The organism is Amycolatopsis tucumanensis (assembly GCF_021654135.1).
GTDB classification, from domain to species: domain Bacteria; phylum Actinomycetota; class Actinomycetes; order Mycobacteriales; family Pseudonocardiaceae; genus Amycolatopsis_E; species Amycolatopsis_E tucumanensis.
Genome location: NZ_JAKGSD010000011.1, coordinates 148071 through 172649, shown reverse-complemented (window position 1 = coordinate 172649; position 24579 = coordinate 148071). Strand labels below are relative to the sequence as shown.

At 71.8% G+C, this 24579-nt stretch carries 27 protein-coding genes; 11 read left to right on the top strand and 16 right to left on the bottom strand.

Translation table 11 applies throughout. The annotated features are described in order from the left end of the window. Positions 1-284 precede the first annotated feature (284 nt). On the bottom strand, positions 285-1895 hold the full coding sequence (locus L2C96_RS14600) for an AMP-binding protein (RefSeq protein WP_027935697.1): 1611 nt from the start codon (positions 1893-1895) through the stop codon (positions 285-287). 85 nt (positions 1896-1980) lie between these two features. On the opposite strand from L2C96_RS14600, the gene L2C96_RS14595 reads away from it, so the two are divergent. Then, positions 1981-2742 (top strand): PhzF family phenazine biosynthesis protein, encoded by a 762-nt coding sequence (locus L2C96_RS14595; RefSeq protein WP_237336499.1) that lies wholly within the window; start codon positions 1981-1983, stop codon positions 2740-2742. Continuing rightward, positions 2742-3143: a YccF domain-containing protein gene (locus tag L2C96_RS14590; protein WP_020416913.1), complete on the top strand. Its 402-nt coding sequence runs from the start codon at positions 2742-2744 to the stop codon at positions 3141-3143. The genes L2C96_RS14595 and L2C96_RS14590 overlap by 1 nt, the downstream gene beginning before the upstream one ends. On the opposite strand, the gene L2C96_RS14585 is transcribed toward L2C96_RS14590, so the two are convergent. Then, the gene (locus L2C96_RS14585; RefSeq protein ID WP_020416914.1) at positions 3131-3550 is read right to left on the bottom strand and encodes a MarR family winged helix-turn-helix transcriptional regulator; all 420 of its coding nucleotides are present in this window, start codon (positions 3548-3550) and stop codon (positions 3131-3133) included. The two genes, L2C96_RS14590 and L2C96_RS14585, sit on opposite strands and share 13 nt — an antisense overlap. 78 nt (positions 3551-3628) lie before the next feature. On the opposite strand from L2C96_RS14585, the gene L2C96_RS14580 reads away from it, so the two are divergent. The 5 genes from L2C96_RS14580 to L2C96_RS14560 all read left to right on the top strand — a co-directional run bounded on the left by L2C96_RS14580 (position 3629) and on the right by L2C96_RS14560 (position 10000). After that, entirely contained in the window at positions 3629-4813 is a 1185-nt protein-coding gene (locus L2C96_RS14580; protein ID WP_237336504.1) for an MFS transporter, read from the top strand. An 88-nt stretch (positions 4814-4901) separates the two neighbouring features. Next, a complete protein-coding gene (locus tag L2C96_RS14575; protein ID WP_237336498.1) occupies positions 4902-5651 on the top strand; it encodes an ABC transporter ATP-binding protein in 750 nt (249 codons plus the stop codon). Then, positions 5648-8146 (top strand): ABC transporter permease, encoded by a 2499-nt coding sequence (locus L2C96_RS14570; RefSeq protein ID WP_202961400.1) that lies wholly within the window; start codon positions 5648-5650, stop codon positions 8144-8146. Before L2C96_RS14575 ends, L2C96_RS14570 begins: the two co-directional genes overlap by 4 nt. Before the next feature lie 10 nt (positions 8147-8156). Then, positions 8157-9368 carry a sensor histidine kinase gene (locus L2C96_RS14565; protein ID WP_027935699.1) on the top strand — a complete coding sequence of 404 codons (1212 nt, stop codon included), beginning with the start codon at positions 8157-8159 and terminating at the stop codon, positions 9366-9368. Then, positions 9356-10000, top strand: a complete 645-nt coding sequence (locus L2C96_RS14560) for a response regulator transcription factor (protein WP_027935700.1) — start codon at positions 9356-9358, stop codon at positions 9998-10000. Before L2C96_RS14565 ends, L2C96_RS14560 begins: the two co-directional genes overlap by 13 nt. Here the strand turns inward: L2C96_RS14560 and L2C96_RS14555 are convergent. After that, a complete protein-coding gene (locus tag L2C96_RS14555) occupies positions 9990-11432 on the bottom strand; it encodes an FAD-dependent monooxygenase (protein WP_027935701.1) in 1443 nt (480 codons plus the stop codon). The genes L2C96_RS14560 and L2C96_RS14555 overlap by 11 nt on opposite strands. A gap of 38 nt (positions 11433-11470) precedes the next feature. Here L2C96_RS14555 and L2C96_RS14550 point away from each other — a divergent pair, with 38 nt between their 5' ends. After that, the gene (locus L2C96_RS14550; protein WP_020416921.1) at positions 11471-12112 is read left to right on the top strand and encodes a TetR/AcrR family transcriptional regulator C-terminal domain-containing protein; all 642 of its coding nucleotides are present in this window, start codon (positions 11471-11473) and stop codon (positions 12110-12112) included. On the opposite strand, the gene L2C96_RS14545 is transcribed toward L2C96_RS14550, so the two are convergent. Genes L2C96_RS14545 through L2C96_RS14510 form a run of 8 tightly spaced genes read right to left on the bottom strand, consistent with a single transcriptional unit; the run spans position 12109 to position 17581 of the window. Continuing rightward, a complete protein-coding gene (locus tag L2C96_RS14545) occupies positions 12109-12423 on the bottom strand; it encodes a hypothetical protein (RefSeq protein ID WP_237336497.1) in 315 nt (104 codons plus the stop codon). The genes L2C96_RS14550 and L2C96_RS14545 overlap by 4 nt on opposite strands. 3 nt (positions 12424-12426) lie before the next feature. Then, positions 12427-13233 (bottom strand): metallophosphoesterase family protein, encoded by an 807-nt coding sequence (locus L2C96_RS14540; RefSeq protein ID WP_237336496.1) that lies wholly within the window; start codon positions 13231-13233, stop codon positions 12427-12429. A gap of 27 nt (positions 13234-13260) precedes the next feature. Continuing rightward, the gene (locus L2C96_RS14535; protein ID WP_026153557.1) at positions 13261-14061 is read right to left on the bottom strand and encodes an HAD-IIA family hydrolase; all 801 of its coding nucleotides are present in this window, start codon (positions 14059-14061) and stop codon (positions 13261-13263) included. Then, a complete protein-coding gene (locus L2C96_RS14530) occupies positions 14058-15134 on the bottom strand; it encodes a sulfate/molybdate ABC transporter ATP-binding protein (protein ID WP_237336495.1) in 1077 nt (358 codons plus the stop codon). Before L2C96_RS14530 ends, L2C96_RS14535 begins: the two co-directional genes overlap by 4 nt. Then, entirely contained in the window at positions 15131-15907 is a 777-nt protein-coding gene (locus L2C96_RS14525) for an ABC transporter permease (RefSeq protein ID WP_237336494.1), read from the bottom strand. The genes L2C96_RS14530 and L2C96_RS14525 overlap by 4 nt, the downstream gene beginning before the upstream one ends. A 10-nt stretch (positions 15908-15917) precedes the next feature. Then, on the bottom strand, positions 15918-16670 hold the full coding sequence (modA, locus tag L2C96_RS14520; protein ID WP_237336493.1) for a molybdate ABC transporter substrate-binding protein: 753 nt from the start codon (positions 16668-16670) through the stop codon (positions 15918-15920). Then, positions 16667-17071 (bottom strand): TOBE domain-containing protein, encoded by a 405-nt coding sequence (locus tag L2C96_RS14515; protein WP_020416927.1) that lies wholly within the window; start codon positions 17069-17071, stop codon positions 16667-16669. The genes modA and L2C96_RS14515 overlap by 4 nt, the downstream gene beginning before the upstream one ends. Before the next feature lie 33 nt (positions 17072-17104). Continuing rightward, on the bottom strand, positions 17105-17581 hold the full coding sequence (locus tag L2C96_RS14510) for a MarR family transcriptional regulator (protein ID WP_039791268.1): 477 nt from the start codon (positions 17579-17581) through the stop codon (positions 17105-17107). Between the two features lie 102 nt (positions 17582-17683). Here L2C96_RS14510 and moaA point away from each other — a divergent pair, with 102 nt between their 5' ends. The 3 genes from moaA to L2C96_RS14495 all read left to right on the top strand — a co-directional run bounded on the left by moaA (position 17684) and on the right by L2C96_RS14495 (position 20099). Next, entirely contained in the window at positions 17684-18745 is a 1062-nt protein-coding gene (gene moaA / locus L2C96_RS14505) for a GTP 3',8-cyclase MoaA (protein ID WP_237336492.1), read from the top strand. 9 nt (positions 18746-18754) lie between these two features. Further along, positions 18755-19006, top strand: coding sequence for a MoaD/ThiS family protein (locus L2C96_RS14500; RefSeq protein ID WP_020416930.1), 252 nt, complete (start codon positions 18755-18757; stop codon positions 19004-19006). A 445-nt stretch (positions 19007-19451) separates the two neighbouring features. After that, on the top strand, positions 19452-20099 hold the full coding sequence (locus tag L2C96_RS14495; protein WP_020416931.1) for a transglycosylase family protein: 648 nt from the start codon (positions 19452-19454) through the stop codon (positions 20097-20099). Between the two features lie 90 nt (positions 20100-20189). Here L2C96_RS14495 and L2C96_RS14490 read toward each other — a convergent pair whose 3' ends face one another. The 5 genes from L2C96_RS14490 to L2C96_RS14470 form a co-directional block, all read right to left on the bottom strand. Further along, positions 20190-21167, bottom strand: coding sequence for a molybdenum cofactor biosynthesis protein MoaE (locus L2C96_RS14490; protein WP_020416932.1), 978 nt, complete (start codon positions 21165-21167; stop codon positions 20190-20192). Further along, a complete protein-coding gene (gene moaC / locus L2C96_RS14485) occupies positions 21164-21634 on the bottom strand; it encodes a cyclic pyranopterin monophosphate synthase MoaC (RefSeq protein WP_020416933.1) in 471 nt (156 codons plus the stop codon). Before moaC ends, L2C96_RS14490 begins: the two co-directional genes overlap by 4 nt. A gap of 678 nt (positions 21635-22312) precedes the next feature. Then, positions 22313-22729, bottom strand: coding sequence for a VOC family protein (locus L2C96_RS14480; RefSeq protein WP_020416934.1), 417 nt, complete (start codon positions 22727-22729; stop codon positions 22313-22315). A 14-nt stretch (positions 22730-22743) separates the two neighbouring features. Then, on the bottom strand, positions 22744-23166 hold the full coding sequence (locus tag L2C96_RS14475) for a helix-turn-helix domain-containing protein (RefSeq protein ID WP_020416935.1): 423 nt from the start codon (positions 23164-23166) through the stop codon (positions 22744-22746). Continuing rightward, the gene (locus L2C96_RS14470; RefSeq protein ID WP_020416936.1) at positions 23166-24560 is read right to left on the bottom strand and encodes an NAD-dependent malic enzyme; all 1395 of its coding nucleotides are present in this window, start codon (positions 24558-24560) and stop codon (positions 23166-23168) included. The genes L2C96_RS14475 and L2C96_RS14470 overlap by 1 nt, the downstream gene beginning before the upstream one ends. Positions 24561-24579 lie beyond the last annotated feature (19 nt).

The following is a 24579-nucleotide window of genomic DNA, read 5'->3' as shown; positions in this document are numbered from 1 at the left end:
CTGCCCGTCCGGCGAGGACTCTTTTGATCTTTAAAGCCGCGCCTTTGCCCGGCGGGGAGTCCGCCCTGGGGGCGGAAAAAGCGCCTCACGGCGCTCGAAAGGTCACCTTCCGACCACCCCCGCCCCCTCTCCCCGATTGTGTTTCAGTCGCCGAGCAGCCGTGTCAAGGCGGGAAAGCGTGCCTTGACACGCCTGATCGGCGACTAAAGATCGGCTGTGGATCGGGGGCGGGGGAGGTCTGGTTGGGGTAGTCGGCTGCTTTTCGTTGCCGGGTGGCGGTTTTTTTATTTCAGGTCGAGGATCTTCAGTGCTTTCTCTCGCATTTCGACCTTCCTGACCTTGCCGGTCACGGTCATCGGGAACTCGTCCACGATGTGCACGTACTTCGGGATCTTGTAATGCGCCAGCTTCCCCGTGCAGAACTCCCGCAGCGACTCCGCCGTCAGTGGCTGGGCTCCTTCGCGCATCCGGATCCACGCCATCAGCTCTTCGCCGTAGCGCTGGTCCGGCACGCCGATCACCTGGGCGTCCAGCACATCCGGGTGCGTGTAGAGGAATTCCTCGATCTCCCGGGGGTAGATGTTCTCGCCACCGCGGATGACCATGTCCTTGATGCGCCCGGTGATCTGAATGTAGCCCTCGTCGTCCATCACGCCGAGGTCGCCGGTGTGCATCCACCTCGCCTTGTCGATCACCTCGGCCGTCTTGTCCGGCTGGTCCCAGTACCCGAGCATCACCGAGTAGCCCCGGGTGCACAGCTCGCCCGGCTCGCCGCGCGGCACCGTCAGCCCGGTCTCCGGGTCGACGATCTTGACCTCCAGGTGCGGCCCGACCCGTCCGACGGTCGACACCCGCCGCTCGATCGAGTCGTCCGACCGGGTCTGCGTGGACACCGGAGAGGTTTCCGTCATGCCATAGCAAATGGACACCTCGGCCATGCCCATCCGCTCGATGACCTGCTTCATCACCTCGACCGGGCAGGGCGAGCCGGCCATGATGCCGGTTCGCAGGCTGCTCAGGTCGTAGTCCTCGAAGCCGGGCTCGGCCAGCTCGGCGATGAACATCGTGGGCACCCCGTACAAGGACGTGCACCGCTCCGCCTCCACCGCCTGCAGCGTGGCCTTCGGCTCGAACGACGGCGCCGGGATCACCATGCACGCCCCGTGGGTGGTGGCCGCGAGGTTGCCCATCACCATCCCGAAGCAGTGGTAGAACGGCACCGGGATGCACACCCGGTCCGCCTCGGTGTAGTGGCACAGCTCGCCGACGAAGAAGCCGTTGTTGAGGATGTTGTGGTGCGACAGGGTCGCGCCCTTCGGGAAGCCCGTCGTGCCCGAGGTGTACTGGATGTTGATCGGGTCGTCGGCGGACAGGCCGACCTCGGGCAACGCCTTGCCCCGCCCGGACTCCATCAACTCCGACCACTCGTCCGAGCCCAGCAGCACCACCTGCTCCAGCGCGGCGCACCGCGGCCGGACCTCCTCGATCATCGCCGCGTAGTCGGACGTCTTGAACGTGCGGGCCGCGACCAGCATCTTCACCCCGGCCTGGTTCAGCACGAACTCCAGCTCGTGCGACCGGTAGGCGGGGTTGATGTTGACCAGCACCACGCCGATCTTCGCCGTCGCGTACTGCAGGAACGTCCACTCGGCACAGTTCGGCGACCAGATCCCCACCCGGTCGCCCTTGCCGATGCCGCGCCCGGCCAGCCCGGCGGCCAGCGCGTCGACCTCGGCGGCCAGCTCACGGTAGGTCCACCGGCGGCCCGACGCGTACTCCACCAGCGCGTCCCGGTCGCCGAACGCGGCCACGGTCCGGTCGAAGTTGTCACCGATCGTGTCACCCAGCAAGGGCACCTCGGAGATACCCGACGCATAACTCGGCACGGCTGGCATGACGCCTCCTCGGACGCTGTCGACACTGACTGTGACCGAGTTTAGAAATCCCGGCTCATCCCGGACACCCCCTAGAGTGGGTGGCATGCGGCTCTCGATCGTCGACTCGTTCACCGGCACCCCGTTCGCGGGCAACCCCGCCGGAGTGGTGCTGCTCGACGAGCCTGCCGACCCGGCGTGGATGCAGTCGGTAGCGGCCGAGCTGCGGCACTCGGAGACGGCGTTCGTCGAGGTCACCGGCGACGGGCCGAAGCCGCTGCGCTGGTTCACGCCGACGGTCGAGGTCGACCTGTGCGGGCACGCCACCCTCGCCGCCGGGCACGTCCTCGGCGGCGAGCAGGTGTTCACCACCCGCAGCGGCGAGCTGCGCACCCGCGCCGCCGACGGGTGGGTCAGCATGGACTTCCCGAACGACCCGCCACGCGCCGCCGACGACGACGTCCTGGACGCGCTGCCGGGCGTGACGATCGCGGGCGTCGCCCGCGGCAAGTGGGACGTCCTGGTCGAGGCCACCGACGCCGCCCAGGTCCGCGAGCTGAAGCCGGACCTCGACGTCATCGCGGGGTGGGACGCGCGCTGCGTGATCGTCACCGCGCCCGGCGACCGGGACGACGTGGACTTCGTCAGCCGCGTCTTCGGGCCCGCCGTCGGCGTGCCGGAGGACCCGGTGACCGGATCGGCGCACTGCCTGCTGGCGCCGTTCTGGGCGGAGAAACTGGGGCGGGTCAAGCTCGTCGGCGAGCAGGCGTCGGAACGCGGCGGGATCGTCCGGGTCCTGGTGAACGGGGATCGGGTGACGCTGTCCGGACAGGCCGTCACCGTAGTCAGTGGGGAGCTGCACGCCTGATGCGCATCATCCTGAACCTGATCTGGCTGGTCTTCGCCGGCTTCTGGATGGCTCTCGCGTACGTGGTGGCGGGGATCGTCTGCTGCATCCTGATCATCACGATCCCGTTCGGCATCGCGTCGTTCCGCATCGCGAACTACGCGCTGTGGCCGTTCGGCCGCACGATCGTCGACCGCCGCGGCGCCGGTGTCGGGTCGCTGATCGGCAACGTCATCTGGATCATCTTCGCCGGCATCTGGCTCGCGATCGGCCACGTCCTCACCGGGATCGCCCTGTGCGTGACGATCATCGGGATCCCGCTCGGGCTGGCGAACTTCAAACTGATCCCGGTTTCGCTGATGCCCCTTGGCAAGGCGATCGTGCCGGTCGACCGCGGCACCGAGGCGTACTACCGCCCCTGAGGCCCGACGAGCTCGCGCAGCAACTCGACCAGCTGCTCCTGCTGCTCCCGGCCGAGTGAGACCAGCGGCGAAGCGCGGTCGAGGCGGTCGAGCACGCCGGCCCGCGCGTCACGCCCGGCGGCCGTCAGCACGATCTCCTTGGCCCGCCGGTCGGTCGGGTGCGGCCTGCGCTGAACCAGGCCCTGCTCCTCGAGCCGGTCGACGACGAACGTCGCGTTCGAGGCCTCGCACGACATCCGGCTCGCCAGCTCCCGCGCCGTGATCGGCTCCGACAACTCGCGCAGGGCGACGACCTGCGTCGGGGTCAGGCCGACCTCCTCGCCGACCCGCCGCACGTGCACGTCCAGCCGTCGCGCGAACTCGTGCACGAGTTTGCACACGTCGCGGTCGATTCCGGCGTCCACCATGATCCCGAGTCTAGCGACGGTGTTCCGAACTGTGATAGTTCTGACTAGCATTATTACAGTTCGAATCACTTGGGGGTCGTGGTGCCGTTGCCCGTCTTCTCGCTGATGCTCGTCGTCTTCGGGCTCACCACCGGCGAGTTCGTGATCGCCGGTCTCGTGCCGGACGTCGCGGCCGGCCTGTCCGTGTCCGTCCCGTCGGCCGGTCTGCTGGTCAGCGCCTACGCCGCAGGGATGATCGTGGGCGGCCCGGTCCTCACCACGCTCACCGCGCGCGTCGGCCGGAAACCGCTGATCACCGGTCTCGTCGTGGTGTCCGTGCTGGGGAACCTGGGATCGGCCCTCGCGCCGGGGTACGCCGTCCTGCTGCTGGCGAGGTTCGTCGCGGGCCTGGTCGTCGCCACGTTCTTCGCGGTCGCGATCGCCACCACGGCGGCGATGGCCGCTCCGGGCCGGCAGCCGAGCATGATCGCGAAGGTCGCGCTGGGGATGAACCTCGGGATCGTCCTGGGCACACCACTGGGCACGTTCGTGGGGCACCACTTCGGCTGGCGGTCCACCTTCGTCGCGGTCGCGGCGATCACGCTCCTCGCGCTGCTGCTGGTGCTGCGTTCCGTCCCGGCGTTCCCGGCGGCCGGTGCGTCGGCCGCGGGGGAACTGCGGGTCCTCGCCGACCGCGAGGTGCAGCTCGGCATCGTGCTGACCGCGGTGGGAAACCTCGGCGCCGTCACGGTTTTCACCTACATCGCGACACTGCTGACCGACGTGAGCGGCTTCGGCGCGGACGCCGTGCCGGTGCTGCTGCTCGTGTATGGAGCCGGGGCGGTGCTCGGGAACCTGCTCGGCGGACGGCTCGCCGACCGCGCGCTGATGCCGTCGCTCGCCTGGATGCTCGCCGCGCTCGCCGTCACGTTGCTGCTGTTCTGGATCGCCGGCGACAACCGCGTGGCAGCAGCGATCCTGACGTTCGTGCTCGGCGCGCTGGCGTTCGCGATCATCCCCGGCATGCAGACGCGCGTGCTCACCGCCGCGGGAGCCGCGCCCACCCTGGCCATCGCGGTCAACGCCTCCGGTTTCCAGCTCGCCGCCGCCTTCGGCGGATGGCTGGGCGGACAGCTGCTGACCGGCGCCGGCGCGGAAGCGCTCTACCCGGCCGCGGCCGCCGTCACGCTGGCGGGTCTGGGCATCGCGCTGGCGATGCTGCGCCGCGACTCGACCAGTGACATGCCGGTCGACCGCGGCACCGACGCGAACCACCGCCCCTGATCGCGGCCGTGGGGTAGGGCCAGCCCTACCCCGTAGATCATTGCCCGCCCGGTGGGGCCCGGACCCGCCCGCGACCAGGATCTTTCCCATGGTGCTGGTACGGAATTCGATGGACGCTCCGCCGCGGGAAGTGGTCGAGCTGCTCGAGGTGACGAAGGTGCATCCCGGTGGGGTGCGGGCGCTCGACGGCGTCACCGCGGGATTCACCCGCGGGACGTTCACGGCGGTGATGGGGCCCTCCGGGTCGGGCAAGTCGACGCTGCTGCACTGCGCGGCGGGCCTGGACCGGCCGACGTCGGGCCGGGTCGTGCTGGCCGGACGTGACGTCGCGACCCTGCGTGAGCCGAAGCTGACCGCGGTCCGGCGCGCCCACGTCGGGTTCGTGTTCCAGTCGTTCAACCTCGTCGACTCGCTTTCGGTGTGGGACAACGTGTTGCTGCCGCAGCGGCTCGCCGGCGTCCGGCCGGACCGCGAGTGGGCACGGGAACTGCTGACCCGGGTGGGCCTGGCCGGGCGGGAGAAGGCGCGGCCGGGTCAGCTGTCGGGCGGGCAGCAGCAGCGGGTCGCGCTCGCCCGCGCGCTGGCCGGCAGGCCGGAGGTGATCTTCGGGGACGAGCCGACGGGTGCGCTGGACCTGTCCACCGGGCGCGAGGTGCTGGGCCTGCTGCGCCGGTTCGTCGACGAGCTGGGCGCGACGATCGTGATGGTGACGCACGACCCGGCCGCGGCCGCGTGGGCCGACCGCGCGGTGTTCCTCGCCGACGGCCGGGTCGCCGGCGAGCTGGCCGCGCCGTCCGCCGAGCAGGTGTCGGCGCGGATGATGGAGCTGACCCGATGATGCGCAAACTCGCCGCGGCCGGCGTGCGGCACCGGCTCGGGTCGTTCGTGGGCACGTTCCTCACCGCGTTCCTGGCGATCGCGCTGATCGCCGGCAGCGGGCTGCTGCTGTGGTCGGTACTGACCCAGGGACCCGGCGGGAACCGGTTCGCCGCCACGGACGCGGTGGTCGCGGGTGACCGGTCGGTCGTGCTGACCACCGCCACCGACAAGGGCGACAAGGTCAAGACCAAGACGAAGGAGGAACGGCTCACCGGTGCCGAACCGCTGCCGGCCGGGCTGACCGGGGAGCTGGCGGCGGTGCCCGGGGTGGCCGCCGCCGTCGCGGACTACGCGTTCCCGGTGGCGCTCGACCTCGGCGGCGAGCCGGTGCGGGCGCCGGACGCGGCGAGCGTCGCGCACGGCTGGTCCTCGGCCGCGCTGACGCCCTACCCTTTGCGGGAAGGCGCCGCGCCGCGTCCGGGCGAAGTGGTGCTGCAGGCCGCGTTCGGGGTGCCCGTCGGTCAGTCCGTGCGGCTGACCACCCGCACCGGCGTGCACGACCTGCTGGTGGCCGGCGTGGTCGACGGGGACGTGCCGGGACAGGCGGCGGTGTTCATCGCCGACGAGCAGGTCGCCGAGCTGTCCGGGCTGCCCGGCCCGACCGCGGTCGCGGTGCGCCTGGAGCCGGGCGTGGACACCGGGACCGCGCTGGCGGCGCTGGGCGAGCGGGTCCGCGGCACCGCCACCGTCCACACGGGAGCGGACCGGGTCACCGCCGATCTCCCCGGCGCGGTCCCCGACTACATCGGCGCGATCTCCATCTTCGGGTTCGTCCTCGGCATCACCGGCTTCGCGGCGGTGTTCGTGCTGACCGGCACGGTGTCGCTGGCCGTCCAGCAGCGGTTGCGGGAACTCGCCTTGCTGCGAGCCGCGGGCGCCACGCCCCGGCAGCTGCGCCGGATGCTGAGGCTGGAGATCACGCTGGTGACGGTGGCCGCGGCCGTGCCCGGCCTGCCGTGCGGGATCGTGGTGGCCGAGCTGGTCGCCGCCCGGTTCCGCGACCTCGGCGCGGTGCCACCGCAGTTCACCGTGTCGCTCAACGCGGTCGTGCTGATCGCCGCGGTCGTGCTGGGCCTCGCGGTGACGGTGCTGGCCACGGCGATCGCGGCCCGTCGGGCGGTGCGAATCGCTCCGACGCAGGCGCTGCGGGAAACCGTGACGGCAGGCCGCGTCGGCAAGGCGCCACGGATCGTCCTCGCGACCGTCCTGACCGCCGGTGCCGTGGCCGTGCTGAGCCTGGTGCCGCTCGGCGGCCCGTTCGGCATGGGGATGGGGTTCATCTCCTGCTCGCTGCTGCTGTGCGCGGCCGCCGCGCTCGGGCCGCTCGTCGTCGGTCCCCTCACCGCGGTGGTGGCCAGGGTCGCTGGGGTCGCCGGCGCCACCGGCAGGCTGGCGAGCGCGATGACCCGCGCCGACAGCAGGCGCGTCGTCGGCGTCGCGATCCCGCTGACGCTGATGTTCGCGATCAACGGCACGATGCTGCTCAACGGCGACATCCTCACCGAAGTGACCGGCGACCAGCAGGCCGCGCGCACGGCGCCGGCGACGGTCCGGGTCGCCGCGGCCATGCCGCTCGGGACCGCCAACGAGGTCACGGCTCTGCCCGAGGTGACCGGCTCCGCCGCGACGCTGGCCACGCGGGTCGTCGTCGACCAGGAGGGCAAGCCCGAGGACTACGCCGCGCAGGGCTTGCGGACGACGGGTGAGCCTGCCGTCGATCTCGGTGTGCGGCAAGGGGAACTGGCACTGCGGGACGGGACGGTCGCCGTGAGCGAACCGCTCGCGGAGGCGCGCGGCTGGCACGTCGGCGACCGGCCGGTGTTCTGGCTCGCCGACGGCACGCGGACCGAGCTGACCGTCGTCGCCGTCTACGCGAACTGGCGCGGCTTCGGTGACCTGGTGCTGCCCGCCGACCTCGTCGCCGCGCACGATCCACGCGGTCTCGTCACCTCCTTGTACCTGCGCGGCACCCCCGGCCTCGTCACCGCGGTCGAACACCGGTGGCCGGCGGCGCCCGTCACGGATCCGCGGGCGGGCGCGGCGGACGTCCAGAACCAGCAGGCGGCGTGGGAGCTGATGGTGGCCATCTCGCTCGGTTTCACCGCGATCGCCGTCGTCAACACCTTCGCCATCGCGACCGGGGCACGCCGCCGGGAGTTCGCCGACCTGCGCCTGGCCGGTGCCACCCCGAGGCAACTGCACCGCATGCTCGACCGCGAAACGCTCATCACCGTGGTGGTCGCGCTGGTGCTGGGTGGTGTGCTCAGCGGCGCGGTGGTCGGCACGTTCAGCGTCGCGCAGGACGGCCAGTGGCGGCTGTTCGCCGAGCCGCTGCGGTACCTGGCGCTGCTCGGCGGGGTCGGCCTGCTCGGCGCGATCGCCGGGATCGTCCCGGCCCGCGTGGTGATCCGCCCCCGGTCGCTGCCCTCCGGCGCCGCCCGTGCCGACGGCTAGATTGATCACCGTGATCCGCCGTGGGGCGCGTGCGATGGCCCACCTGCTGACCAGCCTGCTGCTGGGGCCCGCGACCTTCGCGTGGGCCCTGGTCACCACGCTGGTCAGCGGCGTGCTGTCGTTCACCTACCTCGCCCCGCCCGCGTTCCTCGCGGTCACCTGGGGCACCCGGCGGATCGCGGAGTTCGAGCGGTGGCGGGCGGCGCTGGTGCTCGGGCGGCACGTCGAATCGCCGTATCCGGCTCTATTGCGCGGGAACCCGTGGCGCCGGGGGCGCGCGCTGGTCCGCGAGCCGGCCACCTGGCGCGACCTGGCGTGGTTGCTGTCCTTGTTCCCGGCCGGGCTCGCGGGGCTGGCCGGCCTGGTCGCCGGAGTCGTCGACCTCGCGACGATCCTTGCGCCGCTGTGGCTGTGGTCGGTGCCCAACCCGTACCTGCCGCCCGTGGTGGACTGGCTGTTCAACACCGTCGGCGGCCGGTTCGCGCTCACCGGCATCGGGTTGGTGCTGGCGCCGGTCGTGTGGCCGCTCGTGACCACCGCGGCCAACCTGCAGGCCCGTGCCGCGGCGATGCTGCTGGAAGCCGGCCCCCGGCAACGGCTCGCGCGCCGCGCCCGCGAGCTGGCCGTCACCCGTCGCCGCGTGGTCGACGCGCAAGCCGCCGAGCTGAAGCGGATCGAGCGCGATCTGCACGACGGCGCGCAGGCCCGCATCGTCGCCGCCGGCATGACCCTCGCGCTCGCCGAGCGCAAGCTGCGCCCGGCCGGGGACGACCTCCGCAACGCCCGCCGGCAGCTCGACGAGGCACTGGCCGAACTGCGCCGTCTGGTCCGCGGCATCCACCCGCCGATCCTCACCGACCGCGGACTGGTGGCCGCACTCGCCGCGCTCGCGGGCGACGCGCCCCTGCCCGTCGAGGTCCGCGCGGACGAGCTGGGGGACCTACCGCCCGCGGTCGAATCGGCGGCCTACTTCGTCGCCGCGGAAGGGCTCGCGAACGTCGTGAAGCACGCCGGCGCGGACGCCTGCACCATCAGCATCCGCCGCACCGGAGACACGTTGTCCCTCACGGTCCGCGACGACGGCCGGGGCGGCGCCGACCAGACCGGAGCCGGACTCGACGGCCTGCGCCGCCGGGTCGAGGCGCTCGACGGCACGATGTCGGTCACCAGTCCGGCAGGCGGGCCGACCACCGTCCGAGCGGAGTTGCCATGCGCGTTGTGATCGCCGAAGACCTGCTGCTGCTGCGCGACGGGCTGGTGCGGATGCTGACCGACACCGGCCACGACGTCGTCGCGGCCGTCGCGACGGCGCCGGAACTGGAAGCGGCGGTGGCCGAGCACCGACCGGACGTGTCCATCGTGGACGTGCGGTTACCGCCGGGCTTCCGGGACGAAGGCCTGCGGGCGGCCCTGTCCATCCGCGGGCGCGAGCCGCGGACGCCGATCCTGATCCTGTCCCAGTACGTCGAGCGCGTGTACGCCGCCGAGCTGATCGCCGACGGCCAGGGCGCGGTCGGTTACCTGCTCAAGGACCGCGTGACGGCGCTCGACGACTTCCTCGACGCGCTGGAGCGCGTGGCCGCCGGCGGCACCGCGATGGACCCCGAGGTGGTGCGGCAGTTGTTCGCGCGCAACACCGGCGACCAGGGCATCGCGGCGCTCACGGCGCGCGAACGCGAGGTGCTCGGGCTGGTCGCGCAGGGGCTGTCGAACTCGGCGATCTGCGCGGAACTGGTGCTCGCACCGGCCTCGGTGGAAAAGCACATCGGCAACATCCTGACCAAATTGGACCTGCCCCCGTCCGACGACACCCACCGCAGGGTGCGGGCGGTCCTCGCCTACCTCAACCAGTGACGGGCCCCAGCCACTTGGCGCAGGCGGCACGAAGTCCGTCGACACCCGGTGCGGCCGTCCACGCCACGTGGCCGTCGGGGCGGATGAGGACGGCCGGCGGGAAGCCGGACGGGCCCTTGGCGACGACGACGTCGAGCCGGTCGTCCCAATCCCGCGCGGCGGCCGCCGGTTCCGGGTCGCCTGCGAGGTCCAGCAGCACCGCCCGGCCCGCGTGCAGCAGCGTGAACAGCCGGGTCGCGCCGTGTTCGGTGACGAGGTCGAGGTCCGGCATCCGCAGTCCCAGCAAGGGATCCGCGTCGCCGAGCGGGTAGCGGACGTCGAGCGCGGTGATCATGCCGGCGAGTGCGTAGTTCACCTCCTCGATCGCGATCTGGCCGGCGAACACCTCCCGCAGGGCGTCGACGTGCGCTCCCGGCCGGCTCAACGCGGTCTGCGCGCGGGTGTTGTGCAGGAGCCGTTCGCCGACGGGGTGCCGTTCCGCGTGGTAGGTGTCGAGCAGGGCCTCGGGCGCGTGACCGCGGACGACCGCGGCCAGCTTCCAGCCGAGGTTGACCGCGTCCTGCACACCCGTGTTCAGGCCCTGCCCGCCCGCCGGGAAGTGGATGTGCGCCGCGTCGCCGGCGAGCAGCACGCGGCCGCGCCGGTACTGCTCGGCCTGTCGCGCGGCGTCGCCGTAGCGGGAGATCCAGCGGGGGCTGTGCATGCCGAAGTCGGTGCCCGCGATCTCGATCAGCGACTCGCGCAACTGCTCGAACGTGACCGGCTCGTCCCGGCCGGCCACGCGGTCGTAGCGGGTGGTCATGACCCGGTACCAGCCCGGCTGCAAGCCCAGCACCGAGAAGTCGCCGTGCTCGGTGCGGCGCATGAAGACCGGCTCGCCGGGCGGGTCGGTCAGCTCGACGTCGCCGAGCAGCGCGGTCAGCGTCGCGGGCGTGCCGGGAAAGCCGATGCCGGCGAGCTTGCGGACGGCGCTGCGCCCGCCGTCGCAGCCGACCAGGTAGGCCGCCTCGATGGTGGCACCGTCCGCCAGCGCCACCTCGACGCCGGTCGCGTCCTGCCGGAACCCGGTCACCTCGGACGACCACCGCACCCGCACGCCCAGCTCGGCGGCCCACTGCTCCAGCAGCCGCTCCACGTCGGCCTGCAACAGGTTCAGCAGGAACGGGTACCGGGTCGGCAGGCGGCTGAAGTCCAGCCACAGCCCCGAAAAGTGGCCCACCTGCATCGGGCGGCCCGCCGCGAGGAACCGGTCGGCGACGCCCCGCTGGTCCAGCACCTCCAGGGTGCGCGCGTGCAACCCGCCCGCGCGCGATTCGCCGCTGCGGCCGGGCAGGCGGTCCAGCACGGTCACGTCGACCCCGGCCAGCCGCAGTTCACAGGCGAGCATCAAACCGGTCGGCCCGCCGCCGGCGATCACCACGTTCTCTAACATGATTAGAGAGTTCCCTAACTCTGTTAGAATGTCAAGCCATGGCGATCAATCCGGAGGTCATCGCGCGGACGGCGCTGCGACTGCTCACCGACGTCGGCCTCGACGGGCTCACGATGCGGCTGGTCGCGACGGAACTCGGCGTGCGGGCGCCGACCCTGTACTGGCACGTGAAGAACAAGCAGGAACTACTGGACGCGATGGCCACCACGATGTACCTGGAAGCCACCGGAGGGCTCGAAGCGCCGGGCGCCGAGGTGTCCTGGGAGGACTGGCTGGCCGACGGCGCCCGCCGCCTGCGGCGCACGATGCTGCGCTACCGCGACGGGGCGCGCGTCCTGGCCGGCACGAACACCACGCACCCCGGGATGTTCCGCACGGTCGAACTCACGCTGCGCACACTGCGGGACGCGGGTTTCTCGGCGGCGGACGCGGCGGAGGGCTACCCCGCGCTGCTGCACTACACGATCGGCTTCACGATCGAGGAACAAGCCCGCACGGGCACCGCCTACGGCGAAGACAACCCGTACGAACCGGGCCGCCTGGAGCGATCCATCGACCGCGAACAGTTCCCGCTCACCGCGAGCATGGTCGGCCACATCTTCGCGCCGGACACCGACGCCGCCTTCGAAGCCGGACTGCGCCTCATCCTGACCGGCCTCCGCACCACGTACCTGCGTTAGTCCCCCATGAACCACAGGTAGCTGCCGGGCGTGGCCGCGCACGCTTCGAGCATCCCGGCGAGATCGGTCAGCGCAGCGCGGGCCGCGGGGTCGGTGCAGTCCCGCAGCAGCGCGGAAACCTGCGGTAGCGCCGCCTCCGCCACCTGCTCGTTGAACATCGTGTCGCCGTACGGGTCCACCCAGCTCAGCCTGCCCGTGTCGACACCGTCCAGCACCCGGGCCAGCGCCTCGCCGTGCTCGTAGGATCCGCGCAGGAGCGACGATCCGTCGCGTGCGGGACGGCCGGCGTGGAGTTCCAGCTCCACCCCCACCGGTCAGTCCTCCGGCTTCCAGGGCAGCGGCACCACCAGGCAGGGCCCGCCGACGAACAACCCGCCGTCGATGCCCAGCACCTTCCCGCCGGCGTACAGGTAGGGCGCCTCGATCTGGCTGGGGTGGATGCCGAGCTGGTCGGCGATCACGCTGTGCCCGTGCACGATCCGCTCGCCGCCCAGCTGCTCCAGCAGGTAGTCGGCGATGTCCGGGCCGTGCGGGCCGCGGAAGGCGTAGCGCGTCGTCATGCGGCGCCACACGTCCCACCACTCCACCAGGTCGTCGCCGACGAGGATTTCGCGCACGGTGGTGTTGATGTCCTCCGCGTCGTCGCCCCAGTCGAGGTATTCGACGGTGTCCGAGTGCATCAGCAGGTGACCGGCGGCGTGCGCGATCAGCGGCCTGCTGGTCAGCCACTCGACGTGCTCGTCGGTCAGCGCGTCCTGATCGGACAGCTGCCCGCCGTTGATCTCCCAGCTGCGGGCGAAGCTGCGCGGCCCGAAGTCGGACGGCACCTCGGTGTCGCCGAAGCGGTGCATGCCCAGCAGCAGGATCTCGTGGTTGCCCAGCAACGTCCGCGTCGACCCGCCTGCCTCGGCCGCCTGCCGGTGCAGCCGCATCACCAGGTCGATCACGCCGATCCCGTCCGGGCCCCGGTCGACGAAGTCGCCGAGGAACCACAGGTGCGCGTCCTCGCCGGACCAGTCGCCGGACTCGTCGACCAGCGCGGCGCGGCGCAGCGCTGCCACCAGCGGTTCCCGGTGCCCGTGCACGTCGCCGACGACGTAGGTGCGCTGGTGGTCACTCATCCCTCGACGATAGGCGGTTGCCGCAGGTCAGGTGAGCACCGCCCCGTCCCCGAACGGGTCCTGCGTGCGGCCGACCAGGTCCGCGATCGAGTCGAGCACCAGCGTCGGCCGGTACGGGTACCGCTCGGCCGACTCCTTGGTGGAGATGCCGGTGAGCACCAGGATCGTCTGCAACCCGGCCTCGATGCCCGAGTGCACGTCGGTGTCCATCCGGTCGCCGATCATGATCGTGCCCTCGGAGTGCGCGCCGAGGCTGCGCAGCGCCGACCGCATCATCAGCGGGTTCGGCTTGCCCACGAAGTACGGCTGCCGCCCGGTGGCCCGCTCGATGAGGGCCGCTATCGAACCGGTGGCGGGCAGGCTGCCCTCCAGGCTGGGCCCGGTGGCGTCCGGGTTGGTGGCGATGAACTTCGCGCCGGCCTCGATGAGCCGGATGGCGCGGGTGATCGCGGTGAAGCTGTACGTGCGGGTCTCACCGAGCACCACGTAGTCCGGGTCGCGGTCGGTGAGCACGTACCCGGCCTCGTGCAGCGCCGTGGTCAGCCCGGCCTCGCCGATGACGAACGCCGACCCGCCCGGCCGCTGGCTGTGCAGGAACTTCGCGGTCGCCAGCGCGGAGGTCCAGATGCGTTCCTCGGGCACGTCCAGCCCGGTGCGCAGCAGCCGGGCCCGCAGGTCGCGCGGGGTGTAGATGGAGTTGTTGGTCAGCACCAGGAACGGGGTGTCGTTGGCCCGCAGCTCGGCGAGGAACTCGTCGGCGCCGGGCACCAGGTGCTCCTCGTGCACCAGCACGCCGTCCATGTCGGTCAGATAGGTCCAACGGCTCATGCCTGAAGACTAGCCGGGTGCACCGTCACCGCGGTGGCCTTGATCGCGAGCCGCACCGGCGCACCGGGCTCCAGGTGCAGGTCAGCGACCGCGGCGGGGGTGAGATCGGCGGACAGGCCGTCCGCCCAGCCCTCGCCCGCGGCCCGGACCCGGATCACCGGTCCGTGTGGTTCGAGCGCGCCGACGACGGCCCCGATCGTGTTGCGCGGGCTGCCCGGGTGCCCGTCCTCGGCGGGGTGCACCGACACCGCGCTCGGCTCGAACACCGCGACCGCCGGCTCGCCGGTGACCGCGTCCGGCGACAGGATCCCGGCGACCAGGCCGCCGTCCGCGGTCCGCAGTCCCTCGGCGACCGCGGTGCCGGGCACCAGGTTGAGCCCGGCGATCCGCGCGGTGAACGCCGTTCGGGGCGCGGCCAGCACTTCCCGCGTCGGACCGCGTTCGACGACCCGGCCCGCGGCCAGCACCACCACGTGATCGGCCAGCGCCAGCGCGTCCAGCGGATCGTGGGTGACCAGCACCGTCGCGCGGTGCGGGTCGGCGGCCAGCACCCGCCGCAGCAGGCCGCGGATGGCCGGAGCGGCGTCGACGTCGAGCGCCGCCAGCGGCTCGTCGAGCAGCAGCAGGTCAGGGTTCCCGGCCAGCGCCCTGGCGACCGCGACGCGCTGCGCCTGACCACCGGAGAGCTGCGACGGCTTGCGCTCGGCGAACTCGGCCGCGTCCACCTCGGCCAGCCAGCGCCGGGCGATCTCCCGCGACTCGGCGCGCCCCGCTCCCTTGGAGCGCGGCGAGAACGCCACGTTGTCCACAACGGACAGGTGCGGGAAGAGCAGCGCGTCCTGCGACAGCAAGCCGACGGCCCGGTCGTGCGCGGGTAGGTCGTGCAACTCCCGCCCGCCGAGGGTGATCACCGCCCGGTCCGGGCGGAACAGCCCGGCGAGGCACCCCAGGATGCTCGACTTGCCGGAGCCGTTCGGGCCCAGGATCGCCAGCACGCTCCCGGCGGGCACGTCGAACTCCACGGACAACGCGAAGGTGCCGCGGGTCAGCTCGATCTCGGCGTGCAGGCTCACCGGGCGGTCCCCTCCAGCGCCCGCGGCCGGGCGACCGCGATGACCACGACCGCGACGACGATCAGCAGCAGCGCCAGCGCGACCGCACTGTCCACATCGGCCTCGGCCTGCACGTAGACCTCCAGCGGCAACGTCCTCGTCACGCCTTCGTAGCTGCCGGCGAACGTGATGGTCGCGCCGAACTCGCCCAGCGCGCGGGCGAAGCTGAGCACCGCGCCCGAGCCGAGCGCGGGCAGCAGCAACGGCAGCGTGACCCGCCGGAACACCGTCCACGGGCGGGCGCCCAGCGTCGAGGCGATCTGCTCGTAGCGGTCGCCGCCGCTGCGCAGCGCGCCCTCCAGGCTCACCACCAGGAACGGCATCGCGACGAAGGTCTGGGCGATGATCACCGCCGCCGTGGTGAACGGAACCTGCACCCCGGCCGTCACGCCCAGCAGGTAGCCGAGGAACCCCTTGCGGCCGAGCAGGTACAGCAGCGCGAGCCCGCCGACGACCGGCGGCAGGACCAGCGGCAGCAGCACGACCGCGCGCAGCACCCGAATCCCGCGGACGGTCGAGCGGGCGAGCACGACCGCCAGCGGCACGCCGAGCACGATGCACGCGACCGTCGACACGGCCGCGGCCTCCAGCGACAACCGCAGCGCGGTGAGGGCGGCGTCGCTGACGATCAGCTCCGGCAGGCGACGGAGGTCGGTCCGCACGAGCAGGCCGACCACCGGCAGCACGACGAGCGCGAGGGCGAGCACCGCGGGCACCCACAGAACCCACGGCACCCGCCGGGTCCTACGGAGCGCCAAAACCGGCCTTCTGCAGCTCGGCCCGGCCCTGCTCGCCCAGCACGAACTCGACCCACTGCTTCGCGAGTCCGGCCCGCGGGGCGTCCTTGACGACGGCGATCGGGTAGGAGTTGACCGCCTGCGCCGCCTCCGGGAAGTCGACCCGGCCGACCTTGCCCGCGGCGCTCGCCGCGTCAGTCACGTAGACCAGGCCGGCGTCCGCGTCCCCGGTCTGCACCTTGTTCAAGACCTGCTTGACGTCCTGCTCCTCGCTGGCGGGCCGCAGCGTCACCCCGGTGCTCCGCTCGACCTTCTCCGCCGCGGAGCCGCACGGCACCTGCGGGGCGCAGACGATGACGGTCAGCCCGACCCGCGCGAGGTCGGCGAATCCCGTGATGCCCTTCGGATTGCCCGGCGCGACGGCGATGGTCAGCCGGTTCGTCGCGAACACCGACGGCGCGCCGTCGACCACCCCGGCCTGCACCGCCTTGTCCATGTTGGCCTGGTCGGCCGAGGCGAACACGTCGGCCCGCGCGCCGTTCGACAGCTGCTGCACCAGCGCGGACGAGCCGGCGAAGTTGAACTTGACCTCGGTGCCCGGGTGCGCCGACTCGAACGCCGTCTTCAACCCGGTGAACGACTCGGTGAGCGAGGCCGCGGCGAACACCGTCAGCGTCTGGCTCTCGCTCCCGCCCGACGACGACCCGCACCCGGTGATCATCAGCGCGGCCGCGGCCACGAGGGCGCCCAGCTTCTTCAACTCTGTCCTCCCGGAGTCTCGACGACCACGGTGGTCGCCTTCACCACCGCGACCGCCAGCGATCCGGGCTTCAGGTCCAGCTCCCGCACCGCCTCGGCGCTCATCAGCGACACCACGCGGAACGGCCCGCACTGCAGCTCGACCTGGGCCATCACCTTGTCCACGACCACGTCGGTGACCAGGCCGACGAACCGGTTGCGGGCGGAGCGCCCGACACCGGAGGGGTCGTTGGGACGGGCGGCCTGCTCACGCGCGAAGGCGGCGAGCTCCGCGCCGTCGACGACCTTGCGGCCGGCGCCGTCGGTGGTGGCGGCCAGCTGCCCGCCCCGCACCCAGCGCCGGACGGTGTCGTCGCTGACGCCGAGCAGCTCGGCGGCTTCGGACAACCGGAATTGCGGCATGGAGGCGAGATTACTTCCGCAATTGCGGAAAATCTATGGGGTTTGCCCGAGAACGTCCGCACGCAAGAGGTCGAGCAGTTCGTTCTGGTACCGCTCGATCGCGTCGCGTTCGGCCGGGCTGAACTTCTCCAGCACCTTCTCGGTGATCACGAGCGCCGACTCGAACAGCGGCGCGATCTTCTCCTCGTCCAGCGGCAGGACCTCGACGAGGACCTTGCGGCGGTCCCGGACGTCCCGCACGCGGCGCACGAAACCCGCGCGCTCCAACCGGTCGATCACGCCGGTCACCGCGCCGGTGGACAGGCCGGTGAGCTTGGCGATCTCCCCCGCGGTCAGCGGACCCTCCGCGCGGGCGGCCAGGTCGAGGGCCTTGTGGTCGGTGGCGGACAGCCCCAGCTTCTCGGCGATCTGGGCGTGCCGGAGGACGGCGAGGGTGCTCGATTCCCGGCCGATCTCGGCGAAGCGGGCGAGCACGTCGCCGGGCACCGGGTACCTTTTTTCCTCCGGCATCCGGCGCGTCCCTTCCCAAGTGGTCTTCGCAGTTGAAACACTCTGCTACTGAGACATTCTAGTGAGGATCCACGGTGTGGTCGGCGGGTTAGGCTGGTGTCAATGAGTGCGGTAGATCTCGGGCTCCCCCGCGTGCCGGGCACACGCGGAACCACGCAGCCCCGCCCTGACAACCCCGCCCTCGTCGACACGTTCGGCCGCGTCGCGACGGATCTGCGCGTGTCGCTGACCGACCGCTGCAACCTCCGCTGCACGTACTGCATGCCGGCCGAGGGCCTGCCGTGGCTGCCCGGTGACGACGTACTCACCGACAGCGAGCTCCTGCGGCTGCTGCGGATAGCGGTCGAACGCCTCGGCGTCACCGACATCCGGCTCACCGGCGGCGAACCCCTGTTGCGGCCCGGGCTCGAGCACCTGGTCGGGGAGATCACGGCGTTGCGCCCCCGGCCCCGGCTTTCCATGACCACCAACGGGATCGGGCTCGCCAAGCGCGCCCGCGCGTTCGCCGAAGCGGGCCTGGACCGGATCAACATCTCGCTCGACACCGTCGATCCCGAGACGTTCGTGCGGATCACCCGGCGCGACCGGCTGAGCCACGTGCTGGACGGCCTCGCCGCCGCCCGGGACGCGGGGCTGGACCCGGTCAAGGTGAACGCGGTGCTGCTGCGCGGGATCAACGAGCACGAGGCCGCGCCGCTGCTGCGGTTCTGCCTCGACCACGGCTACCACCTGCGGTTCATCGAGCAGATGCCGCTGGATGCCCAGCACGGCTGGAACCGCGCGGACATGGTGACGGCGGAGGAGATCTTTTCCTTGCTCAGCAAGGAGTTCACGCTCTCGCCGAGCCCGGAGGCGCGCGGCGGGGCGCCTGCCGAGCGCTGGCTCGTGGACGGCGGACCGGGCGACGTCGGGATCATCGCGTCGGTCACGCGCCCGTTCTGCGCGGCCTGCGAGCGCACGCGCCTGACGGCCGACGGGGCCGTGCGGTCGTGCCTGTTCAGCAACGACGAGACGGACCTGCGCGCGCTGTTGCGCGGCGGGGCGGACGACGAGGCGATCGCCCAGGCCTGGCGCACGACGATGTGGGGCAAGCTGGCCGGCCATGAGATCAACGACGCCGGCTTCGCCCAGCCGATCCGGCCGATGAGCGCGATCGGGGGATAGATCTTGACCATGAGCGTCCGGGTGCGGTATTTCGCGTCCGCGCGCGCGGCCGCGGGCGTGGAAGAAGAGGTACTCCAACTGCCCGCCGGCGCGTCCGTCGCCGAGGCCGTCGTCGCTCTCCGTGATCTTCATCCGGAGACCCTCCCGCGGATCCTCCAGGCGGCCAGCTTCCTCGTCGACGGGGTGGCCGTCCGCGACCGTTCGCGCCCCCTCCCGGAGGGGGCCGAACTGGACGTCCTGCCGCCCTTCGCGGGCGGTTGAACGCGGTTCACGATTGGTCCAACCGTGCCGGAACGACGTGATCCAGACCTCACGATCGGTGAAATATCTCGACTTGGAAACGGCCAGGTAACGGCGCGCTGACCAGGAGAAACGACGAGATCGGCATAGGTTGCGCGATGTTACTGTGATGTAGGACACACCTCGAATAATTTCCGATCACGCTCGCCGTTACGTACCGTCGCTTTTCGGCTGGCCCCGACCGGCCAAGGCAACACCGGGATTCCGAGCGCCAAACCCTGTCCGGCGGAATCCCGGACCAAACCCCGAGCGAAAGAAGGTTTTCCGGACAGGGACGGAGAGGGTCGGACCCGAGCGTTTTTCGCGAAGGCCCGATTGGCTCGCCCGGACCCCGCCGGGTGGAGCAGGACCCGTCAGGGTTCGCCTCGCAGCTTCGGCCCGTCGGTGCGAAAGCCGAGTTGATGGAATGTCCTACCGAGGCAAGCACCGCAAGATGTCCCCCGCCGCTCGCAACATCGCCCGCGTCGCTGTCGCGGGTCTCGCGGTCGGCACCCCGCTGGCGATCGCCGCGACCCCCGCGCAGGCCGCCAGCGTCAACTGGGACGCCATCGCGCAGTGCGAGAGCGGTGGCAACTGGAGCACCAACACCGGCAACGGCTACTACGGTGGTCTGCAGTTCTCCGCCAGCACCTGGAAGGCCTACGGCGGCACCGGCAGCGCGGCGAACGCTTCCCGCGAGGAGCAGATCGCCGTCGCCGAGCGCGTCCTGCAGGGCCAGGGCATCGGCGCCTGGCCGGTCTGCGGCAAGAAGGCCGGTTCTTCGGCGAGCTACAAGGGCAAGAACACCCAGGGCTCGACCCAGAAGAAGGCCACCACGCCGAAGAAGTCCACCGCTCCGAAGAGCACGCCGAAGAAGAGCACCCCGGCTCCGGCCGTGAGCGTTCCGACCTCCAACCCCAACGGTGACTACACCGTGGTGGCCGGCGACACGCTGTCCGGGATCGCCAAGAAGTTCAACGTCGAGGGCGGCTACCAGAAGCTTCAGGAGCTGAACTCGCAGTACATCTCGAACCCGAACCTGATCCTGGTCGGGCAGAAGATCGCCACGAAGTGACGCTGGGGGTGTCCGGCAGCCCCACCGCAATCCCCCGGGTGGTGGGGCGCCGGCACCCTGGCGGTTCGGGTTCCACCCGCGCCGCAGGCGTCAGGGCGAGTTGACCCACTCGTCCGTGCCATCGGTGAAGTGCTGGTGCTTCCACACCGGCAACTGGGCCTTCACCTCGTCGACCAGTTCGGCGCAGGTGGCGAAGGCCTCGGCCCGGTGGTCGGCGGACACGGCGCAAGCGAGCGCCACGTCCCCGATCTCCAGGGCTCCGATCCGGTGGCTGACGGCGATCGTCCGCACTCCACTGCGGCGGCCGGCGACCTGAGCGACCACGCGGGCGAGCACATCGCCCGCGCTCGGGTGTCCCTCGTAGAACAGGGACTTCACGCCCTTGCCGCCATCGTGGTCGCGGACGACGCCACCGAAGGTCACCACCGCTCCGGCGGACTGGTCGTCCACGAGGGCCGCGTGCTCCTCGACGGACAACGGCTGATCGGTCACCTCGGCCCGCGCGATGTGCGCGGTCGCCTGGGTGACCGTCGGCGTTTCCGGGGTCTTCGCGGCGGGCGTTTCGGCTGTTTCGGCGGCCGGGCGTGGGTGGTCGCCGCCCGCGAGCTGGTCGACGGCGTGCGTGAGCACCCCGTCGAGCACGCCGAGCCCGTCCTTCACCCCGCCGCGTGAACCGGGCAGGTTCACGACCAGGGTCCGGCCGGCGACACCGGCCACGCCGCGGGACAGCACCGCGGTCGGCACCTTGGGCAGTCCGGCGGACCGGATCGCCTCCGCGAGGCCCGGCAGCTGGTGGTCCAGCAGCGGCGCCGTGACGTCCGGCGTGCGGTCGGTGGGCGAGATCCCGGTGCCGCCGGTCGTGATGACCACGTGCACGTCGTCGTGGAGCGCCTCACGCAGCGCCTGGGCGACCGGGTCGCCGTCGGGCACCACCCGCGGTTCCGGCACGTCGAACCCGCGCTCAGCGAGCCAGGCGACGATCACCGGCCCCGTGTGGTCGGCGTAGACCCCCGCCGAAGCCCGATTCGACGCGACGATCACCCGCGCGGTGCGCTTGTCGTTGCTCATGGCCGCTCCCACACGCCGGACTTGCCGCCGAGCTTGCGCTCCAAACGGACCCCGTCCAAGGTGGCTGCGGGGTCGACGGCCTTGATCATGTCGTGCACGGTGAGCCCCGCGACGGCGACGGCGGTGAGCGCCTCCATCTCGACCCCGGTGCGATCGGTGGTCTTGACGGTCGCCGTGATGCGCACTTCGGCGGGCCCGAGGTCGAACTCGACCTTGACGCCGGACAGGGCGATCTGGTGGCAGAGCGGGATCAGGTCCGGCACCTTCTTGGCGCCCATGATCCCGGCGATGCGCGCGGTCGCGAGGGCGTCGCCCTTGGGCAGCCCGTCCCGCGACAACAGGTCGATCACCTCGGCGGTGGTGTGCACAACCCCCGTGGCGACGGCCGTCCGAGCGGTGGCCTGCTTGCCGGAGACGTCGACCATCCGGGCAGCGCCCTTCTCGTCGACGTGGCTCAGTTCACTCACGAGACAAGGCTAAACGCCGAGCCCCACCTGCCGAGTGAAGGGGCATCCGAGCCGCGACCGTCCGGCCCGCACGTGGCAGGACCGGACGGGCGTCCCGCTGGCCCAGTGCGCCACCCGCACGGCCCCGCGAACCGCCCCCGGACGGGGGTCCGAGCAGCCCAGGGGGCCGGCGGCACCGCGCCAGGCGCCGCGGGGGCATGGCCAGCGGCACGTCTGTCCGGTCTGTTTCGATGGCGGGCGTCCCACCAGCCCCGCCGCACCACCCCGGTCCACCCACCGCCACCCGGCCAAACCGGGCAACCGCCACCGGCCACCGCACACCACCTCACCTGGCCAGGCCGGGCGGCCGTCCCGCACCGGCCACCCCACACAACCTCACCTGGCCAGGCCGGGCGACCATCCCGCCGCCCGACCCGCCACACCACCCCACCCGGCCAAGCTGGGCCGCCGTCCGCCCACCGGCCACCCCACACCACCTCACCCGGCCAAGCCGGGCCGCCATCCGCCCACCGGCCCCACACACCACCCCACCCGGCCAGGCCGGGCGACCATCCCGCCGCCCGACCACCCCACACCACCTCACCCGACCAGGCCGGGCGCCGTCCCCCACCGGCCACCCCACACCACCCGACCAGGCCGGGCGACCATCCCGCCGCCCGGCCCGCCCCTGCGCCGCCGTCAGGCCGGCTGCGTGGGCTGGTTGATGCGGATCGCGTTGCCGAAGGGGTCCCGCAGGCCGCAGTCGATGCCGTACGGGCGCTCCGTCGGCTCCTGCGTGAACTCCACGCCCTTCGCCAGCAGCTCCTCGTACGTCTTGCGGCAGTCGTCCGTCGTCAGGCCGATCCAGCCGCCCGTCGCGCCCTTCGCGAGCAGCTCGCGCACCTGCTCGGCGGTCGCCTCGTCCATCGCGGGCGGGCCGGGCTTCTCCAGGAGGATCTCGCGCCCGGGCTCGCCGGGCACGCACACCGTCAGCCACCGCATGAAGCCGAGGTCCTGGTCGACCTTGACCTCCAGCCCGAGCTTCCCCACGTAGAAGTCGAGCGCCTCGTCCTGGTCGGTCACGAATATCTGGGAGAGAGTGATCGCGTTGAACATGTCCGCAACGCTAATCAGCGGGCCCCGCCCCTGGCTTCTCCGAAACTGCTCGGCCTCGTCCAGGCCATCGCGAAGCACGTGGGCGCCGCCACCGTCCCGGCGCCTGCTGCCCGGTACTCCGACGGCGACTGCCCCACGATCTCGCGGAAAGTGCGGCTGAACGTGCCCAGGCTGGTGAACCCCACGGCGAGGCAGATGTCGGTGATGCTGCGATCGCTCTCCCGCAGCATGAACATCGACCGCTCGACCCGCCTCCGCTGCAGGTACCGGTGCGGCGTCTCCCCGAAGGTGGCCCGGAAAGTGCGGATGAAGTGCGCCTCCGAGACGTGCACCATCCGGGCCAGGGCCGCGACGTCGAGGGGCTGCGCGTAAGCGCGGTCCATCGCGTCGCGGGCCCGCAGCATCCGCCGGTTCGACTCCTCGACGGCGCGGCTCATCAGCTCGTGGCGCCGGACTTCCGCGCCGCCGCCTTGACCGCCTCCGCGACGGCCGGGGCCACCGCCGAGTCGAACACGCTCGGCACGATGTAGGAGGCGTTGAGCCGGTCGTCGACCACGTCGGCGATCGCGTTCGCGGCGGCGAGCAGCATCTCGTCGGTGATCTCGTGCGCCTGGGCGTCCAGCAGACCGCGGAACACGCCGGGGAACGCGAGCACGTTGTTGATCTGGTTCGGGTAGTCGCTGCGCCCGGTGGCCACGACCGCGGCGTGCTTCTGCGCCTCGAGCGGGTCGATCTCCGGGTCCGGGTTGGCCAGCGCGAACACCACCGCGTCCGGCGCCATCGTCGCGACCTGCTCGGCCCCGAACAGGTTCGGCGCGGACACGCCGATGAACACGTCGGCGCCGACGAGCGCGTCGTGCAGCGTGCCGGACACGTTGTCCTTGTTCGTGTTCTCGGCCAGCCACCGCAGGTTGTCGTCCAAATCGGACCGGCCGAGGTGGACGATGCCGTTGATGTCGGCGGCGATGATGTCGCCCGGCTTCTTGTGCATGAGCAGCCGCATGATCGCCGAGCCCGCCGCGCCGGCGCCGCTCACCACGATCTTGCAGTCCTCGATCTCCTTGCCGACCACGCGCAGCGCGTTGCGCAGGGCGGCGACCACGACGATGGCGGTGCCGTGCTGGTCGTCGTGGAACACCGGGATGTCGAGCTGCTCGCGCAGCCGCTTCTCGATCTCGAAGCAGCGCGGCGCGGCGATGTCCTCGAGGTTGATGCCCGCGTACACCGGCGCGAGCGCCTTGACGATCTTGATGATCTCCTCGGTGTCCTGGGTGTCCAGGCACACCGGCCACGCGTCGACGTCGGCGAACTTCTTGAACAGCGCCGCCTTGCCCTCCATCACCGGCAGGGCCGCGGCCGGGCCGATGTTGCCGAGGCCGAGGACGGCAGAACCGTCGGTGACGACCGCGACCGTGTTGCGCTTGATCGTCAGGCGCCGCGCGTCGGCCGGGTTGGCCGCGATCGCCTGGCACACCCGCGCCACGCCCGGCGTGTACGCGCGGGAGAGGTCGTCACGGTTGCGGAGCTGGACCTTCGGCGACACCGACAGCTTGCCGCCGAGGTGCATGAGGAAGGTGCGGTCGGAGACCTTGCGCACCCGCACGCCGGGCAGCGCGTCGAGCGCCTCGGTGACGACCTCGACGTGGTCGGCGTTGGAGACGTTCGCCGTGATGTCGACGACGATCGCGTCGGAGTGGGACTCGACGACGTCGAACGCGGTGAGCACGCCGCCGACCCGGCCCACCGCCGAGGTGAGGTCGCCCGCGGCGCTCGCCGACGGCGGCGCCTCGACACGAACGGTGATCGAATACCCGGGGCCGGGAACCGGCACGGCAGTAACCCCCTGCTGT